Source organism: Streptomyces sp. HUAS MG91 (assembly GCF_040529335.1).
Lineage (GTDB): Bacteria > Actinomycetota > Actinomycetes > Streptomycetales > Streptomycetaceae > Streptomyces > Streptomyces tabacisoli.
Genome location: NZ_CP159534.1, coordinates 1441862 through 1458940, shown reverse-complemented (window position 1 = coordinate 1458940; position 17079 = coordinate 1441862). Strand labels below are relative to the sequence as shown.

The 17079-nt window shown below is 71.0% G+C and carries 15 protein-coding genes; 14 read left to right on the top strand and 1 reads right to left on the bottom strand.

What is annotated here, in order from left to right:
- The first annotated feature begins 86 nt into the window (after positions 1-86).
- The 4 genes from ABII15_RS06725 (at position 87) to rpsD (ending at position 4103) form a co-directional block, all read left to right on the top strand.
- Positions 87-734, top strand: a complete 648-nt coding sequence (locus ABII15_RS06725) for a vitamin K epoxide reductase family protein (RefSeq protein ID WP_353941351.1) — start codon at positions 87-89, stop codon at positions 732-734.
- Between the two features lie 45 nt (positions 735-779).
- On the top strand, positions 780-2141 hold the full coding sequence (locus ABII15_RS06720) for a replication-associated recombination protein A (RefSeq protein ID WP_353941350.1): 1362 nt from the start codon (positions 780-782) through the stop codon (positions 2139-2141).
- A gap of 322 nt (positions 2142-2463) precedes the next feature.
- A complete protein-coding gene (locus ABII15_RS06715; RefSeq protein WP_353941349.1) occupies positions 2464-3147 on the top strand; it encodes an HNH endonuclease family protein in 684 nt (227 codons plus the stop codon).
- A 341-nt stretch (positions 3148-3488) separates the two neighbouring features.
- The gene (rpsD, locus tag ABII15_RS06710) at positions 3489-4103 is read left to right on the top strand and encodes a 30S ribosomal protein S4 (RefSeq protein WP_018534860.1); all 615 of its coding nucleotides are present in this window, start codon (positions 3489-3491) and stop codon (positions 4101-4103) included.
- Between the two features lie 30 nt (positions 4104-4133).
- Here rpsD and ABII15_RS06705 read toward each other — a convergent pair whose 3' ends face one another.
- Positions 4134-6344, bottom strand: a complete 2211-nt coding sequence (locus tag ABII15_RS06705) for an AAA family ATPase (protein ID WP_353941348.1) — start codon at positions 6342-6344, stop codon at positions 4134-4136.
- A gap of 172 nt (positions 6345-6516) precedes the next feature.
- Between ABII15_RS06705 and ABII15_RS06700 the strand changes: the two genes are divergently transcribed.
- The 10 genes from ABII15_RS06700 to ABII15_RS06655 all read left to right on the top strand — a co-directional run bounded on the left by ABII15_RS06700 (position 6517) and on the right by ABII15_RS06655 (position 17021).
- Positions 6517-6963 carry a DUF948 domain-containing protein gene (locus ABII15_RS06700; protein WP_353941347.1) on the top strand — a complete coding sequence of 149 codons (447 nt, stop codon included), beginning with the start codon at positions 6517-6519 and terminating at the stop codon, positions 6961-6963.
- An 8-nt stretch (positions 6964-6971) separates the two neighbouring features.
- Entirely contained in the window at positions 6972-7325 is a 354-nt protein-coding gene (locus ABII15_RS06695) for a DUF6167 family protein (RefSeq protein WP_353941346.1), read from the top strand.
- On the top strand, positions 7325-9997 hold the full coding sequence (gene alaS / locus ABII15_RS06690; protein WP_353941345.1) for an alanine--tRNA ligase: 2673 nt from the start codon (positions 7325-7327) through the stop codon (positions 9995-9997). Before ABII15_RS06695 ends, alaS begins: the two co-directional genes overlap by 1 nt.
- Positions 9997-10461: a Holliday junction resolvase RuvX gene (ruvX, locus tag ABII15_RS06685; RefSeq protein WP_353941344.1), complete on the top strand. Its 465-nt coding sequence runs from the start codon at positions 9997-9999 to the stop codon at positions 10459-10461. Before alaS ends, ruvX begins: the two co-directional genes overlap by 1 nt.
- A gap of 132 nt (positions 10462-10593) precedes the next feature.
- On the top strand, positions 10594-12291 hold the full coding sequence (gene mltG / locus ABII15_RS06680; protein ID WP_353941343.1) for an endolytic transglycosylase MltG: 1698 nt from the start codon (positions 10594-10596) through the stop codon (positions 12289-12291).
- Positions 12269-13108 (top strand): shikimate dehydrogenase, encoded by an 840-nt coding sequence (locus ABII15_RS06675; RefSeq protein ID WP_353941342.1) that lies wholly within the window; start codon positions 12269-12271, stop codon positions 13106-13108. The genes mltG and ABII15_RS06675 overlap by 23 nt, the downstream gene beginning before the upstream one ends.
- Before the next feature lie 166 nt (positions 13109-13274).
- Entirely contained in the window at positions 13275-14459 is a 1185-nt protein-coding gene (gene aroC / locus ABII15_RS06670; RefSeq protein WP_351446126.1) for a chorismate synthase, read from the top strand.
- Positions 14456-14971 carry a shikimate kinase gene (locus tag ABII15_RS06665; protein WP_353941341.1) on the top strand — a complete coding sequence of 172 codons (516 nt, stop codon included), beginning with the start codon at positions 14456-14458 and terminating at the stop codon, positions 14969-14971. Before aroC ends, ABII15_RS06665 begins: the two co-directional genes overlap by 4 nt.
- Positions 14968-16059 (top strand): 3-dehydroquinate synthase, encoded by a 1092-nt coding sequence (gene aroB, locus ABII15_RS06660; RefSeq protein WP_353941340.1) that lies wholly within the window; start codon positions 14968-14970, stop codon positions 16057-16059. Before ABII15_RS06665 ends, aroB begins: the two co-directional genes overlap by 4 nt.
- A 134-nt stretch (positions 16060-16193) precedes the next feature.
- A complete protein-coding gene (locus ABII15_RS06655) occupies positions 16194-17021 on the top strand; it encodes a Pro-rich N-terminal domain-containing protein (RefSeq protein WP_353941339.1) in 828 nt (275 codons plus the stop codon).
- Positions 17022-17079: the final 58 nt, after the last annotated feature.

The window sequence follows — 17079 nt, the reverse complement described above, 5'->3', positions numbered from 1 at the left end:
TATGTCCATCGAACGGTGGACAGCCGCGCCCGTACGGCAGAATGAGCGTGCCCGCAGGCCTCACCTCTCACATACGGATCGGCGTGATGAGCAAGACGACCACAGCAAGCGACAGCGACAGCGTCTCCCGCGACATCGACACCGCGGGCGCCCCACGCACGGTCGGCGGCAGTCGTGGGTTCGGACTGCTCCTGGTGATCACCGGCGCGGCCGGACTGCTCGCCGCGTGGATCATCACGCTGGACAAGTTCAAGCTGCTGGAGGACCCGAGCTTCACCCCGGGCTGCTCCATCAACCCGGTCATCTCCTGCGGCAGCATCATGAAGAGCGACCAGGCGTCGGCCTTCGGCTTCCCGAACCCGATGCTGGGTCTCGCCGCCTACGCCGTCGTGATCTGCGTCGGCATGAGCCTGCTCGCGCGGGCGAGCTTCCCGCGCTGGTACTGGCTGACGTTCAACGCGGGCTGCCTGTTCGGCGTCGGCTTCGTGACCTGGCTGCAGTTCCAGTCCCTGTACCGGATCAACGCGCTGTGCCTGTGGTGCTGCCTGGCCTGGGTCGCCACGATCCTCATGTTCTGGTACGTCACGTCGTCCAACGTCCGCAACGACCTCCTGCCGGCCCCGCGCTGGCTGAAGACGTTCTTCGAGGACTTCACCTGGGCGCTGCCCGTCGTGCACATCGGCATCATCGCCGTTCTGATCTTCACGCGCTGGGGCGACAAGCTCTGGGCCTGACGCCTCCCGGCGGGGTTGTCAGTGGGGTGACTTAGGGTTTTGTCCGTGGAACCCGACCTCTTCACCGCCGCAGCCGAAGAACGCCAGGAGAAGGACCCCTCCGCGAGCCCCCTGGCCGTCCGGATGCGCCCGCGCACCCTCGACGAAGTCGTCGGACAGCAGCACCTGCTCAAGCCGGGCTCGCCGCTGCGCCGCCTGGTCGGCGAGGGCGGCGGCGGTCCGGCCGGTGCCTCGTCGGTGATCCTGTGGGGCCCGCCCGGCATCGGCAAGACGACCCTCGCCTACGTCGTCTCCAAGGCGACGAACAAGCGGTTTGTGGAGCTGTCCGCGATCACCGCAGGCGTCAAGGAGGTCCGGGCCGTCATCGAGGGCGCCCGGCGCGCCATGGGCGGGCACGGCAAGGAGACCGTCCTCTTCCTCGACGAGATCCACCGCTTCAGCAAGGCCCAGCAGGACTCGCTGCTGCCCGCGGTGGAGAACCGCTGGGTGACGCTGATCGCGGCGACCACGGAGAACCCGTACTTCTCGGTGATCTCACCGCTGCTCTCCCGCTCCCTGCTGCTGACGCTGGAGCCGCTGACCGACGACGACCTGCGCGGGCTGCTCGCGCGGGCGCTGACGGACGAGCGCGGTCTCGGCGGGGCCGTGACCCTGGCCGAGGACGCCGAGGAGCACCTGCTGCGCGTCGCGGGCGGGGACGCCCGGCGCGCGCTCACCGCCCTGGAGGCCGCCGCCGGAGCCGCCCTCGCCAAGAGCGAGGAGGCCATCACCCTCGAGAGCGTCGAGGAGACCGTCAATCGCGCGGCGGTGAAGTACGACCGTGACGGCGACCAGCACTACGACGTCGCCAGCGCCCTCATCAAGTCCATCCGCGGCTCCGACGTGGACGCCGCGCTGCACTATCTGGCCCGCATGATCGAGGCCGGCGAGGATCCGCGCTTCATCGCCAGGCGGCTGATGATCTCCGCCAGCGAGGACATCGGCCTCGCCGACCCGACGGCGCTGCCCCTCGCGGTCGCCGCCGCGCAGGCCGTCGCCATGATCGGCTTCCCGGAAGCCGCGCTGACCCTGAGCCACGCCACGATCGCCCTCGCCCTGGCTCCCAAGTCGAACGCGGCGACCACCGCGATCGGCGCCGCCATGGAGGACGTCCGCAAGGGCCTCGCCGGCCAGGTCCCGGCCCATCTTCGTGACGGCCATTACAAGGGCGCCGCCAAGCTGGGGCACGCCCAGGGGTACGTGTATCCGCATGACGTGCCCGGCGGGATCGCGGCCCAGCAGTACGCGCCGGACGCCATCGCGGGGCGCCGCTATTACGAGCCCACTCGCTACGGGGCCGAGGCGCGCTATGCCGACGTGGTCGAGCGGGTCCGAGAGCGCTTGCGCGGCGACTCCAGCACGGGCTGATCGGGGCTCTTTTGCGCAGTTCCCCGCGCCCCTGAAACCAGCTGCCACGCGCGGCTCTCGTCGTGGCTGGTCGCGCAGTTCCCCGCGCCCCTGAGATGCGCACTGCGTGCGGCATCTCATCAGAGAGGCGTACCTCGGCCGGCATCTCATCAGAGGCGCGGCGGAGCCGCAGCCTCAGGGGGAGGCTGCGCGGAGCGCATGCCTCAGGGGCGCGGGGAACTGCGCGAGAAGCGGCCACCGGGCCGCAGGCGAACGGACAACCTCAAAGCGCGGCGGACGCGCTCGGCGGGCAGTACGGGATGCCCCGGCCTAGGCTCGGCCCATGCGCATCAGGGCCACGGTCGCCACCGGCATCGTCCTGCTCGGCGCCGCCGCATGCGGCACCGGGCAGCAGAAGAAACCGGCACCGGCAGCAGCCCTCAGCCAAGGATTTCCCCCCACCGCGGCGCAGGCCAAGGCCCAGCTGAGCACCCTGACCGTCGCCTGGGGCAAGAACTGGCAGACGTACAAGAGGAGCGAGTTCGGCGACGGCTGGAGCGACGACGTGGACGCCCCGGGCGGCCACAACGGCTGCGACACCCGCGACGACGTCCTGCGCCGCGACCTCACCGACCTGCGCGAGGGCGACCGCAACCGCTGCGTGGTGATCTCCGGCACGCTGCACGACCCGTACACCGGCAAGAACCTGCCCTACTACTACCGCCGGGCCTCCCAGATCCAGACCGACCACGTCGTCGCGCTCGGCGCCGCCTGGCGGGCCGGCGCCTGGGCCTGGACCCCGAAGAAGCGCCTCACCTACGCCAACGACCTCGATGTGCTGCTGGCGGCGGACAAGACGGCGAACTACGAGAAGAGCAGCAAGACGCCTGACAAGTGGAAGCCCGCGAACAAGGCGTTCTGGTGCGAGTACGGACGGCGCTGGACCGGCATCAAGGCCAAGTACGCGCTGACCGTCACCGCGCCCGAGAAGCTGGCCCTCCAGGACCTGCTGGCAAGCTGCCGCTGAGCCATCCGGTAGACTTCCCCGAAGTGCTGTGTCCTGTGCCCGGTGTCCCGAAAGGGAGACAGGGCGTCACCAGAGCAGGACATCCAGCCGGATCCCCCGAACCGCAAGGCACAGGGGACCCAGGAGCGTCGCGCACCTTCGAAGGTGTCGCGGGCAGCCCACCACCCCCCGGACTCCGGGACCAGGTCGGTGGGCCACTCGCGTGCTGCACGTATGTGCCCAGTATCCGGGAGCGGCTGCCCACCCATCCTCGTGATGGACGGGTTTCCCGGGCTGCGGATGCGACCTCCCCAAACCCTGGTGAAGCCGTATTCGCATCAGAAACATGAGGTGTTTGGTTCATGGCGAACCAGTCCCGCCCCAAGGTCAAGAAGTCGCGTGCCCTCGGCATCGCGCTGACCCCGAAGGCCGTCAAGTACTTCGAGGCCCGCCCCTACCCGCCGGGCGAGCACGGCCGCGGCCGCAAGCAGAACTCGGACTACAAGGTCCGTCTGCTCGAGAAGCAGCGTCTGCGCGCGCAGTACGACATCAGCGAGAAGCAGATGGCCCGTGCCTACGACCGCGCCAAGAAGGCCGAAGGCAAGACCGGCGAGGCCCTGGTCATCGAGCTGGAGCGCCGTCTCGACGCGCTGCTGCTGCGTTCGGGCATCGCCCGCACGATCTACCAGTCGCGCCAGATGGTCGTCCACGGCCACATCGAGGTCAACGGCCAGAAGGTCGACAAGCCCTCGTTCCGCGTCCGTCCCGACGACGTCGTGATGGTCCGCGAGCGCAGCCGCGAGAAGCCGCTGTTCCAGGTCGCGCGTGAGGGTGGCTTCGCCCCCGAGGGCGAGACCCCCCGCTACCTCCAGGTGAACCTGAAGGCCCTGGCCTTCCGCCTGGACCGGGACCCGAACCGCAAGGAGATCCCCGTGATCTGCGACGAGCAGCTCGTCGTCGAGTACTACGCCCGCTGACCGACCAGCGGACGTAGTCTCACCTGCGTTTCAGCCCGTCGTCTCCCCGCCGTTCGCGGTGGGGGAGGCGGCGGGTTCCCGCATTTCCGGGGCAGGGGCACGAGCCGGCCGCGGCACCGTGACCGCCGCCGTCCGCGGACCCCCGCCGAGCGCCCGCTCCACCGTCTCGTCGTGGCCCAGCAGCCCTCCGGTGCACGTCAGTTCATCGAAACGGGCGTCGCCCAGCACCTCGCGGGCCCGCGCCTCGCACAGTTCGTGCGGCAGGTTGTAGTGGCCCGAGCCGAACAGCCGCAGGCCCACCGACGGCCACATCCGGCCCGCCGCGCCCTGAAGCACCGCCGCCTCCGCGGCGTCCCCCTCCGCCACCGTGACCAGAGCCAGCAGCTCGATCGCCAGCACCGTGCCGAGCAGATCGCGGAACTCGTGGTCGATGGTCAGGCACTCCTTCAACAGCCGCCGGGCCGCGGCCGGCTCGCCCTCGGTCCACCGCGCGTAGGCGAGCACATACAGCGCGTACGCCCGGGTCCACCGCTCTCCGTGGTCCTCGCACACCTGCCGCACGTCCTCGCACAGCGCGACGGCCTGCGCCAGCTCGCCCCGGAACGCCAGCGCCATCGCCAGCTCGACCTGCCCCATCAGCACATTGCTGTTGAGCTCGCCGATCTCGCGGTAGCGGGTCAGCGACTCGCGCAGCAGCTGCTCGGCGCGCGGCACGTCGTCCGTGACCAGCGCCAGGCAGCCGGTGCGGTGCACGGCGTAGGCGATCGCCGTCGTGTTGCCCGTGCGCTCCGCCTCCTCGCGGCACTCCTGCAGCGCCGCGAGCGCGGGCACCGTGTCGCCCTGGAGGATCGCCACATAGCCGAGCACCCACAGCGCCTTGAGCCGCGAGTCCGGGTACGCGGACTCGCCGTGCCCGCCGCTTGCCGCGTCCAGCTCGATGCTGTGCTCCAGCCAGTGCCGGCCCTCCGCGAGATGCCCGCAGCCCGCCCAGTAGAACCACAGCGTGCCCGCCAGGTACTGGGCCAGATGCGTCTCGCCCGGTTCGTTCAGGCAGAACTCCAGGGCCGCGCGCAGATTCGGCAGCTCCCCGTCGATCCGGGCCGCCACCTCGCTCTGCCGCGGCGAGAACCAGTCCAGCTCGCACCAGGTCGCCAGCCCCATGTACCAGTCGCGGTGCCTGCGCCGCATCCGCTCGGTGTCGCCGACGCTGTCCAGCCACTCGGCGCCGTACGCGCGGACCGTGTCCAGCATCCGGTAGCGCACCCCGGCGGTCGTCTCCTCGCGGGTCACGACGGACTGGCCGATGAGTTCCTGGAGCACGTCGAGGAGCGCGTCCGCGTGCAGCCCGTCGCCGCTGCAGATGTACTCGGCCGCCTCCAGGTCGAACGAGCCGGCGAACACCGACAGCCGCGCCCACAGCAGCCGCTCCAGCGCCGTGCACAGCTCGTGGCTCCAGCCGATGGCCGTCCGCAGGGTCTGATGCCGGGGCGGCGTGTCCCGCCCGCCGCCCGTGAGCAGCCGGAACCGGTCGTCGAGCCGCTCCGCCAGCTGCGCGGGCGACAGCGCCCGCAGCCGTCCCACCGCCAGCTCCACCGCGAGCGGCAGACAGTCCAGGCGGCGGCACACCTCCAGGACGTCGGCCCGGTTGCCGTCGTGCAGGCGGAAGCCGGGGAGCAGCGCCGCGGCCCGGTCGGTGAACAGCTCCGCCGCTCCCTCGACCGGCAGCGGGGCCAGCGGCAGCAGTCGCTCGCCGTCCAGCGCGAGCGGCCGGCGGCCCACCGCGATCACCCGCAGATCCGGCGCCGCGCGCAGCAGATCCCGTACGAGACGGGCGCAGGCGTCGACCAGGTGCTCGAACCCGTCCAGGACCAGGACCAGGGAGCGCTCGGCGAGATGGTCGAGCAGGACCTGGCGCGAGGAGCGGGCGGTGTGGTCGGTGAGGCCCAGCGACTCGGCGAGCGCGTACTCAACCAGCTCCGGCCGGCGGACCGCCGCCAGCTCCGCCCGCCACACCCCGTCGGCGCGCAGCTCCCGCGGGATCCATGACGCCGCGTGCGCGGCGAACCGGGACTTGCCGACCCCGCCCGGCCCGGTGACCGTGACCAGCCGGGCGGCGGCCAGGGCCTCCTGGAGGGCGGCACGCTCGGCGGCCCGGCCGACGAAACGGTTCACTTCATGGGGAAGGTTGCCGGGACGCGGGGGACCGGCGGACGCTGGGTCGGGGCGCGGAGTGGGTGGCATGGGATACGGAGCGTACTCATCCGTACGCAGTCCGTACAATCGGTTCGATCGAAGTGCGGCGGTACCGAGGGGAATGCGGTACGGAGCGCGGGGCGGGGCGCGATAGGCTCGGGGGACAACTTTTCGATGTTCAGCAGCGGTGCAACAGCAGACAACCAGGGAGCGGTGCCAAGTGTCCGGTGGAGAGGTGGCCGGGATCCTGGTGGCCGTCTTCTGGGCGATCCTGGTCTCCTTCCTCGCGGTGGCGCTCGCGAGGCTGGCCCAGACGCTCAGGGCGACCACCAAGCTCGTCGCGGACGTGACCGATCAGGCCGTCCCGCTGCTCGCGGACGCCTCCGCGGCGGTGCGCTCCGCGCAGACGCAGATCGACCGGGTCGACGCGATCGCCTCGGACGTCCAGGAAGTCACGTCGAACGCGTCGGCGCTGTCCTCCACCGTGGCCTCCACCTTCGGCGGCCCGCTGGTCAAGGTGGCCGCGTTCGGTTACGGCGTGCGCCGGGCCATCGGCGGCCGCGGCAAGGAAGCGCCCGCCAAGCCGACCCGCCGTACCGTGATCGTGGGCCGTGCGATCCCGCAGTCGCGCCGCGCCAAGCGGGCCAACCGGAACAAGAGGGACTGACCACAGCTATGTTCCGCCGTACGTTCTGGTTCACCGCGGGCGCAGCCGCCGGCGTGTGGGCCACCACCAAGGTCAACCGCAAGATCAAGCAGCTGACGCCGGAGAGCCTCGCCGCCCAGGCCGCGAACAAGGCGGTCGAAGCGGGCCACCGGCTCAAGGACTTCGCTCTCGACGTCCGCGACAACATGGCGGAGCGCGAGGCCCAGCTCGGCGACGCGCTGGGTCTGAACGAGCCGGTCGAGGGCGAACTGCCCGTACAGCGCCGCTTCGCGGTCATCGAGAACACCTTCAGCACCAAGCAACCCAAAATCATCGAGCACAACGCGCGCAACGCGTACAACAACCGGAATGAGGACCACTGATGGAGTCGGCTGAAATCCGTCGCCGCTGGCTGAGCTTCTTCGAGGAGCGTGGCCACAAGGTCGTGCCCTCGGCGTCGCTCATCGCGGACGACCCGACTCTGCTGCTCGTCCCCGCGGGCATGGTCCCGTTCAAGCCGTACTTCCTCGGCGAGGTCAAGCCGCCCGCGCCGCGCGCCACTTCGGTGCAGAAGTGCGTGCGCACGCCGGACATCGAAGAGGTCGGCAAGACGACCCGCCACGGCACGTTCTTCCAGATGTGCGGCAACTTCTCCTTCGGCGACTACTTCAAGGAAGGCGCCATCAAGTACGCCTGGGAGCTGCTCACCAGCCCCCAGGACAAGGGTGGTTACGGCCTGGAGCCCGAGAAGCTCTGGATCACCGTCTACCTCGACGACGACGAGGCCGAGCGCATCTGGCACGAGGTCGTCGGTGTGCCGAAGGAGCGCATCCAGCGCCTGGGCAAGAAGGACAACTTCTGGTCCATGGGCGTCCCCGGCCCGTGCGGCCCGTGCTCCGAGATCAACTACGACCGCGGCCCCGAGTTCGGCGAAGAGGGCGGCCCGGCGGTCAACGACGAGCGCTACGTGGAGATCTGGAACCTGGTCTTCATGCAGTACGAGCGCGGCGCCGGCACCGGCAAGGACGACTTCGAGATCCTCGGCGACCTGCCCTCGCAGAACATCGACACGGGCCTCGGCCTGGAGCGCCTCGCCATGATTCTGCAGGGCGTGCAGAACATGTACGAGACGGACACCCTGCGCGTCGTCATCGACAAGGCCACCGAGCTGACCGGTGTCGCCTACGGCGCGAAGCACGACTCGGACGTCTCGCTGCGCGTCGTCGCCGACCACATGCGGACGTCGACGATGCTCATCGGCGACGGCGTCACCCCCGGCAACGAGGGCCGCGGCTACGTGCTGCGCCGCATCATGCGCCGCGCCATCCGCAACATGCGCATCCTCGGCGCCACCGGCCCGGTCGTCCAGGAGCTGCTCGACGTCGTGATCGACACGATGGGGCTGCAGTACCCGGAGCTGATCACCGACCGCAAGCGCATCGAGCAGGTCGCGCTCGCCGAGGAGGCCGCGTTCCTCAAGGCCCTCAAGGGCGGCACGAACATCCTGGACACCGCCGTCACCGAGACCAAGGCCGCGGGCGGCACGGTCCTCGCCGGCGACAAGGCGTTCCTGCTGCACGACACGTGGGGCTTCCCGATCGACCTCACCCTGGAGATGGCCGGCGAGCAGGGCCTCTCCGTGGACGAGGACGGCTTCCGCCGCCTGATGAAGGAGCAGCGGGAGCGCGCCAAGGCCGACGCCCAGGCGAAGAAGACCGGTCACGCCAACGTCGGCGCGTACCGCGAGATCGCGGACGCCGCCGGTGCCACCGACTTCATCGGCTACACCTCGACGGACAGCGAGTCGACGGTCGTCGGCCTGCTGGTCAACGGCGTCTCCTCGCCGGCCGCCACCGAGGGCGACGAGGTCGAGGTCGTCCTCGACCGCACCCCCTTCTACGCGGAGGGCGGCGGCCAGATCGGCGACACCGGCCGCATCAAGCTGGACAACGGCGCGATCGTCGAGGTCCGCGACTGCCAGAAGCCGGTCCCGGGCGTCTACGTCCACAAGGGCGTCGTCCAGGTCGGCGAGGTGACCGTCGGCGCTCCGGCCCAGGCGATCATCGACGTGACCCGTCGTCGAGCCATCGCCCGCGCCCACTCCGCCACCCACCTGACGCACCAGGCGCTGCGCGACGCGCTCGGCCCGACGGCCGCCCAGGCCGGTTCGGAGAACCAGCCGGGCCGCTTCCGCTTCGACTTCGGTTCGCCGTCCGCCGTGCCCACGGCCGTGATGACGGACGTCGAGCAGAAGATCAACGAGGTCCTGGCCCGCGAGCTGGACGTGCAGGCCGAGGTCATGTCGATCGACGAGGCGAAGAAGCAGGGCGCCATCGCCGAGTTCGGTGAGAAGTACGGCGAGCGGGTCCGCGTCGTCACCATCGGCGACTTCTCCAAGGAGCTGTGCGGCGGCACCCACGTGCACAACACCGCCCAGCTGGGCCTGGTGAAGCTGCTCGGCGAGTCGTCCATCGGCTCGGGTGTGCGCCGCATCGAGGCCCTGGTCGGCGTCGACGCGTACAACTTCCTGGCCAAGGAGCACACGGTCGTCGCCCAGCTCCAGGAGCTGGTCAAGGGCCGCTCCGAGGAGCTGCCGGAGAAGATCTCCGCGATGCTCGGCAAGCTGAAGGACGCCGAGAAGGAGATCGAGAAGTTCCGCGCGGAGAAGGTCCTGGCGGCCGCCGGCGGTCTCGTCGACTCCGCCAAGGACGTCCGCGGTGTCGCCCTCGTCACCGGGCAGGTGCCCGACGGCACGAGCGCCGACGACCTGCGCAAGCTGGTCCTCGACGTCCGCGGCCGCATCCAGGGCGGCCGCCCCGCGGTCGTCGCGCTGTTCACGACGGTCAACGGCAAGCCGCTGACGGTCATCGCCACGAACGACGCGGCCCGCGACCGCGGCCTCAAGGCCGGCGACCTGGTCCGCACCGCGGCCAAGACGCTCGGCGGCGGTGGCGGCGGCAAGCCGGACGTCGCGCAGGGCGGCGGCCAGAACCCGGCCGCGATCGGCGACGCCATCGACGCCGTCGAGCGCCTCGTCGGGGAGACCGCGAACTGATGCGCAGAGGCCGCCGGCTGGCGATCGACGTCGGGGACGCCCGGATCGGGGTCGCGTCCTGCGACCCCGACGGCATCCTCGCGACACCGGTGGAGACCGTGCCGGGGCGTGACGTCCCGGCCGCCCACCGGCGGTTGAAGCAGCTCGTCGAGGAGTACGAGCCGATCGAGGTGGTCGTCGGACTGCCCCGCTCCCTCAAGGGGGGCGAGGGTCCGGCCGCCGCCAAGGTCCGTGGCTTCGCCCAGGAGATGGCGCGGGGCATCGCACCCGTTCCGGTGAGGCTCCTGGACGAGAGGATGACCACAGTGACGGCCAGTCAGGGTCTGCGCGCCAGCGGCGTAAAGTCCAAAAAGGGCCGTTCTGTCATTGACCAGGCGGCTGCCGTCATCATCCTCCAGCAGGCCCTGGAGTCCGAACGGGCGTCAGGAAACGCCCCTGGCGAGGGCGTCGAAGTGGTTGTCTGATCGCGATACGGTAACGTTCCGCGCGATCGGCGGCGTTCGAACAGCTGCCGCACAGCATCAAGAGGCGGAACGGTTGCCCTCCCGACCGGAAATCGGGCCCTCCCTCCCCGCCTCGCGGCTTGTAGGGGACCGATGACTGATTATGGCCGGGGCCAAGGCTCCGAACCGTGGCACCCCGCGGACCCGTTGTACGGGGACCAGGGGTGGGAGCAGCAGGCCGGCCACGGCCAGGCTGCCTACGGCGGCCAGGGGAGTTACGACCCGCAGCAGCCGCAGCAGACGTACGCCGGTGACTGGAGTCAGGGCCACCAGCAACAGGGCGGTCACGGCTACGGCCAGGACCCCGGTTACGGCCAGGACCCGGGCTACGGTCAGGGCTACGGGCAGAACCAGGGATACGGTCAGGACCCGGCCTACGGGCAGCAGGGGTACGACGGTCAGCAGCAGGGCCAGGGCGGCTGGGACCCCGTCGGCCAGGGGCAGGTCCCGTCGTACGGCGTCGACCCCACGGACCCGTACGGCACCGGCCATCAGGGCGCGTACAACGGCGGTGACCAGCCGGATTACTACAGCACCCCCGACGCCTACCCGCCGCCGGAGCCGCCGGGCCGCCGCCGTGCGCCCGAGCCGCAGACCGAGTGGGACGCGGGCCCCGATCAGGGCGAGAGCGCGTTCTTCAACGGCGGCGGCGATGACGACGGCGAGGGCGACGACCGGGGCGCCCGGCGCGGTGGCCGAAAACCGAAGAAGCGCCGCAGCGGCTGTGCCTGCCTGGTGCTCACGGTGATCTTCGCGTCCGGTGTCGGCGGCGTCGGCTATTTCGGCTACCAGTTCTACCAGGACCGTTTCGGCTCGGCGCCGGACTACTCGGGCGACGGCAACGGCGAGACGGTCAGCGTCGTCATCGACAAGGGCTCCGACGGCTACACCATCGGCCAGAAGCTCAAGGCGGCCGGTGTCGTGCAGAGCGTCGACGCCTTCGTCGCGGCGCAGTCGGCCAATCCGCAGGGCAAGACGATCCAGGCGGGCGCCTACATCCTCCAGAGGGAGATGTCGGGGGCCAGCGCGGTCAAACTGATGCTGAGCCCGAAGAGCAAGGCCAACATGATCATCGGCGAGGGCTGGCGCAACGCCAAGATCTACGAGCTGATCGACTCCAAGCTGAAGGTCGACAAGGGCACGACCGAGAAGGCGGCCAAGGAGCACTACAAGGATCTCGGTCTGCCGGGCTGGGCGCAGGGTCACGCGAAGCTGAAGGACCCGCTGGAAGGGTTCCTGTACCCGTCGAGCTACGCGGTCGCCAAGGGCATGGATCCCGAGGACGTGCTCAAGCAGATGGTCGAGCGGGCCAACGAGAACTACGAGAAGCTCGACCTGGAGGGCAAGGCCAAGGAACTGCACCTCGACGGGGCGTGGCAGGTGCTCACCGTCGCCAGCCTCGTGCAGGCCGAGGGCAAGACGCACGACGACTTCCGCAAGATGGCCGAGGTGGTCTACAACCGCCTCAAGCCGACGAACACGGAGACCGTGCAGCTCCTCCAGTTCGACTCGACCTTCAACTACCTCAAGAAGCAGAGCAACATCAATATCGGTCTGGACGAGATCCGCAGCAACAAGGACCCGTACAACACCTACACGAACAAGGGTCTGCCGCCGGGACCGATCAGCAACCCGGGCGACGACGCCCTCGCGGCGACGCTGACCCCGACGCACGACGGCTGGTTGTACTTCGTTGCCACGGACGGCATGAACAAGACCGAGTTCGCGAAGACCCATGCCGAGTTCGAGAAGCTCACGGAGAAGTTCAATGCCAGCCAGCAGGGCAACTGACGCGCGCAGAGCGGCAGTTCTCGGTTCCCCCATCGCCCACTCGCTCTCGCCGCAGCTGCACACCGCGGCCTACCGGGCCCTCGGCCTGGACGACTGGACGTACGACCGGTTCGATGTCGACGAGGCGGCGCTGCCCGGGTTCTTCAAGAGCCTCGGCGCCGAGGAGTGGGCCGGTCTCTCGCTGACGATGCCGCTGAAGCGGGCGGTGATCCCGCTGCTCGACGGGATCACCGACACCGCCGCCTCGGTCGAGGCGGTGAACACCGTCGTCTTCCACGCCGACGGGCGGCGGACCGGCGACAACACCGACATCCCGGGTCTCGTCGCCGCGCTGCACGAGCAGGGCGTCGAGAAGATCGAGTCGGCCGCGGTCCTCGGCGCGGGCGCCACCGCGTCCTCGGCGCTCGCCGCGCTGGCCCGGATCTGCACGGGCGAGGTCGTCGTCCACGTCCGCAGCCGGCAGCGCGCCGACGAGATGCGCGGCTGGGGCGAGCGGCTCGGCGTCGCGGTGCGCATCGCCGCCTGGGACGACGCGGCCCGTGCCTTCGAGGCGCCGCTGGTCATATCGACGACGCCCAAGGGCAGCACCGACCACCTGGTCGACGCGGTGCCCGCGCGCGTAGGCACGCTGTTCGACGTGATCTACGACCCGTGGCCGACCCCCCTCGCGGCGGCCTGGCAGCGGCGCGGCGGACCCGTGCTCAGCGGCCTCGACCTGCTCGTGCACCAGGCCGTCTTCCAGTTCGAACAGTTCACCGGAGACACCCGGCCGGTGCTCGCCGCGATGCGCGAGGCGGCCCGGAAGTCGCTCGGCTGACCCTCGCCGCGCGTGTTCCCCGTCTCACCCCGCGTCCGCGAGGCGGACACCGGGACGCGCGCGCGGCCGGGCATGGGAGGATCAGGGGAAGCGGGGCGGACCCGGCACGTGCCGTCCGGGGCCGCCCGCAGAGCAGTTACGCAGAGCGCGAGCATGAGGAGCACCGTTGAGCAGGTTGCGCTGGCTGACCGCGGGTGAGTCGCACGGACCCGCACTTGTCGCGACGCTGGAGGGACTTCCCGCCGGCGTTCCGATCACCACGGAGATGGTGGCGGACCACCTGGCACGGCGGCGCCTCGGCTATGGCCGCGGTGCGCGGATGAAGTTCGAGCGGGACGAGGTCACCTTCCTGGGCGGCGTCCGGCACGGTCTGACCCTGGGCTCCCCGGTCGCGGTCATGGTGGGCAACACCGAGTGGCCGAAGTGGGAGCAGGTCATGGCGGCCGACCCCGTCGACCCCGAGATCCTCAAGGACCTCGCGCGCAACGCGCCGCTGACCCGGCCCCGCCCCGGCCACGCCGACCTGGCGGGCATGCAGAAGTACGGCTTCGACGAGGCGCGGCCCATCCTGGAGCGGGCCTCGGCGCGCGAGACCGCGGCGCGGGTCGCCCTCGGCGCGATCGCCCGGTCGTACCTCAAGGAGACGGCCGGCATCGAGATCGTCAGCCACGTCGTCGAGCTCTGCTCCGTCAAGGCGCCGCACGGCGTGTACCCGACGCCGGCCGACGTGGAGAAGCTGGACGCCGACCCGCTGCGCTGCCTGGACGCCGTCGCCTCGAAGGCGATGGTCGCCGAGGTCGACCAGGCCCACAAGGACGGCGACACGCTCGGCGGTGTCGTCGAGGTGCTGGCCTACGACGTGCCGGTGGGCCTGGGCTCGCACGTGCACTGGGACCGCAAGCTCGACGCCCGGCTCGCGGGCGCCCTCATGGGCATCCAGGCCATCAAGGGCGTCGAGATCGGCGACGGCTTCGACCTGGCCCGGGTGCCGGGTTCGCAGGCCCACGACGAGATCGTCAACACCGCCGAGGGCATCCGCCGCGTCTCCGGCCGGTCCGGTGGCACCGAGGGCGGTCTGACCACCGGTGAGCTGCTGCGGGTCCGCGCCGCGATGAAGCCGATCGCGACCGTGCCGCGCGCCCTGAAGACCGTCGACGTCGCCACCGGTGAGGCCGCGCAGGCCCACCACCAGCGCTCCGACGTCTCCGCCGTGCCGGCCGCCGGCATCGTCGCCGAGGCCATGGTCGCCCTCGTCCTCGCGGACGCCGTCGCGGAGAAGTTCGGCGGCGACAGCGTGCCCGAGACCCGGCGCAACGTGCGGTCCTACCTCGACAACCTCCAGATCCGGTGAGCGGGCCGAGGATCGTCCTCGTCGGGCCCATGGGCGTGGGCAAGTCGACGGTGGGCGCCATGCTCGCCGAGCGGCTCGGCTGCTCCTACCGGGACACCGACGACGACATCGTGACCGCGCAGGGCCGGACCATCGCGGACATCTTCGTCGACGAGGGCGAGGAGAGCTTCCGCGCCATCGAGAAGGCGGCCGTCGCCACCGCGCTGGCCGAGCACGAGGGTGTCCTCGCGCTCGGCGGCGGGTCGATCCTCGACGCCGACACCCGGGCACTGCTCGACGGGCAGCCGGTCGTCTTCCTCTCCATGGACGTCGAGGAAGCCGTCAAGCGGACCGGTCTGAACGTGGCGAGGCCGCTGCTCGCCGTCAACCCCCGTAAGCAGTGGCGGGAGTTGATGGAGGCGCGCCGCCATCTGTACACCGAGGTCGCCCGGGTGGTCGTCGCCACCGACGGCCGCACACCCGACGAGGTCGCAGCGGCCGTCCTCGACGCACTGGAGTTGAAGCAGGCATGAGCGAGCAGATCACCCGTATCCAGGTCGGCGGCACCGCGGGCACCGACCCCTACGAGGTGCTGGTGGGCCGTCAACTCCTGGGCGAGCTGGGTCAGTTGATCGGCGACCGGGCCAAGCGGGTGGCCATCGTGCACCCCGAGGCGCTGGCCGAGACCGGCGAGGCGCTCCGCGCCGACCTGGCCGACCAGGGCTTCGAGGCCGTCGCCATCCAGGTGCCGAACGCGGAGGAGGCCAAGACCGCCGAGGTCGCCGCCTACTGCTGGAAGGCGCTCGGCCAGTCGAACTTCACCCGCTCCGACGTCATCGTCGGCGTCGGCGGCGGCGCGACCACCGACCTCGCCGGGTTCGTGGCCGCGACCTGGCTGCGTGGCGTGCGCTGGATCGCCGTCCCGACCACCGTGCTCGCCATGGTGGACGCGGCGGTCGGCGGCAAGACCGGCATCAACACCGCCGAGGGCAAGAACCTCGTGGGCGCCTTCCACCCGCCGGCCGGCGTGCTGTGCGACCTGGCCGCCCTCGACTCGCTCCCGGTCAACGACTACGTGTCCGGGCTCGCCGAGGTCATCAAGGCCGGGTTCATCGCCGACGAGCGGATCCTGGAGCTGGTGGAGGAGGACCCGCAGGCGGCGCGCACGCCCGCCGGGCCGCACACCTCCGAGCTGATCGAGCGCGCCATCAAGGTCAAGGCCGAGGTGGTCTCCTCCGACCTCAAGGAGTCGGGCCTGCGCGAGATCCTCAACTACGGGCACACGCTCGCCCACGCCATCGAGAAGAACGAGCGCTACAAGTGGCGGCACGGCGCCGCCGTCTCCGTCGGCATGCACTTCGCCGCCGAACTCGGCCGTCTGGCCGGGCGGTTGGACGACGCCACCGCCGACCGGCACCGCACCGTCCTGGAGTCGGTGGGGCTGCCGCTGTCGTACCGCTACGACCAGTGGCCCAAGCTGCTGGAGACGATGAAGGTCGACAAGAAGTCCCGCGGCGACCTGCTGCGCTTCATCGTCCTCGACGGCCTCGGCAAGCCCACCGTCCTGGAGGGCCCGGACCCCGCCGTCCTGCTCGCCGCCTACGGTGAAGTGGCCGAATAGCCCCGCTCGTTGAGGGGCGGGCACTTTGCGTCCACCCGGGCCGTTCACACAACGGCGGCCCGGGACGGTACCGTTCGATAGCGCTCGGTTCGCCGACGCCTCCCTGACGGTTGTACGAGACGGAGTGGCACCGGATGCAGCACGCAGTGGGGTCTCCGCTGCCACCGCCCCATCAGCCGGGGCACGGCCCGGGCCCGGGCCCGGCCACCGCCGGGAGCCAGGCGCAGCAGCAGCCCGGCGCGCCCGGTTTCACCGGCGCCCCGCACCATCCGCCCGTCCCGCCGCCGCACCCGCATCCGCCGGTGCCGCCGCACCGGGACACCACGGGCCATGTGCAGCTCCCGCCCGGCGGTCCGGTCGCCGTGCCGAGCCCGCCGCCCGCGCAGGCCCCCGCCGACCCGAGCGCCACCACCCTCGCGGTCCTGCTGATCGGCCCCGCGGGCGCCGGCAAGACCAGCGTCGCCAAGTACTGGGCGGAGTGCCGCCGGGTCCCGACGGCCCACATCAGCCTGGACGACGTACGGGAATGGGTGCGGTCCGGGTTCGCCGACCCGCAGAGCGGCTGGAACGACAACAGCGAGGCGCAGTACCGCCTGGCCCGCCGCACCTGCGGCTTCGCCGCCCGCAATTTCCTGGCGAACGGGATCTCCTGCATCCTCGACGACGCCGTCTTCCCCGACCGGCCCGTCGTCGGCCTCGGCGGCTGGAAGCGGCACGTGGGGCCCGGGCTGCTGCCCGTCGTCCTGCTGCCGGGCCTGGAGATCGTCCTGGAGCGCAACGCCCAGCGCAGCGGCAACCGCCGGCTGACCGACGAAGAGGTCGCCCGCATCCACGGCCGCATGGCCGGCTGGTACGGCTCAGGACTGCCGATCATCGACAACTCCCAGCTCGACGTCGTGGGCACCGCGCAGGTGCTCGACGACGTGCTCGCCCGGGCCATCGCGAGCCCGCCCCAGTGGTGAATCGTCACCCCTGAGCCCCTCCCGCCCCCTGGGGAACGCCCGTCCGGACGCGCTGAAC

What these genes read in the sequence shown, in the direction of transcription:
- ABII15_RS06695 (WP_353941346.1), top strand. Translation starts at nt 6,972, where the DNA reads ATGTTCCGCCGTACGTTCTGGTTCACCGCGGGCGCAGCCGCCGGCGTG.
- aroB (WP_353941340.1), top strand. Translation starts at nt 14,968, where the DNA reads ATGAGCGAGCAGATCACCCGTATCCAGGTCGGCGGCACCGCGGGCACC.
- alaS (WP_353941345.1), top strand. Translation starts at nt 7,325, where the DNA reads ATGGAGTCGGCTGAAATCCGTCGCCGCTGGCTGAGCTTCTTCGAGGAG.
- rpsD (WP_018534860.1), top strand. Translation starts at nt 3,489, where the DNA reads ATGGCGAACCAGTCCCGCCCCAAGGTCAAGAAGTCGCGTGCCCTCGGC.
- ABII15_RS06675 (WP_353941342.1), top strand. Translation starts at nt 12,269, where the DNA reads ATGCCAGCCAGCAGGGCAACTGACGCGCGCAGAGCGGCAGTTCTCGGT.
- ABII15_RS06725 (WP_353941351.1), top strand. Translation starts at nt 87, where the DNA reads ATGAGCAAGACGACCACAGCAAGCGACAGCGACAGCGTCTCCCGCGAC.
- ABII15_RS06655 (WP_353941339.1), top strand. Translation starts at nt 16,194, where the DNA reads ATGCAGCACGCAGTGGGGTCTCCGCTGCCACCGCCCCATCAGCCGGGG.
- mltG (WP_353941343.1), top strand. Translation starts at nt 10,594, where the DNA reads ATGACTGATTATGGCCGGGGCCAAGGCTCCGAACCGTGGCACCCCGCG.
- ABII15_RS06705 (WP_353941348.1), bottom strand. Translation starts at nt 6,344, where the DNA reads ATGCCACCCACTCCGCGCCCCGACCCAGCGTCCGCCGGTCCCCCGCGT.
- ruvX (WP_353941344.1), top strand. Translation starts at nt 9,997, where the DNA reads ATGCGCAGAGGCCGCCGGCTGGCGATCGACGTCGGGGACGCCCGGATC.
- ABII15_RS06715 (WP_353941349.1), top strand. Translation starts at nt 2,464, where the DNA reads ATGCGCATCAGGGCCACGGTCGCCACCGGCATCGTCCTGCTCGGCGCC.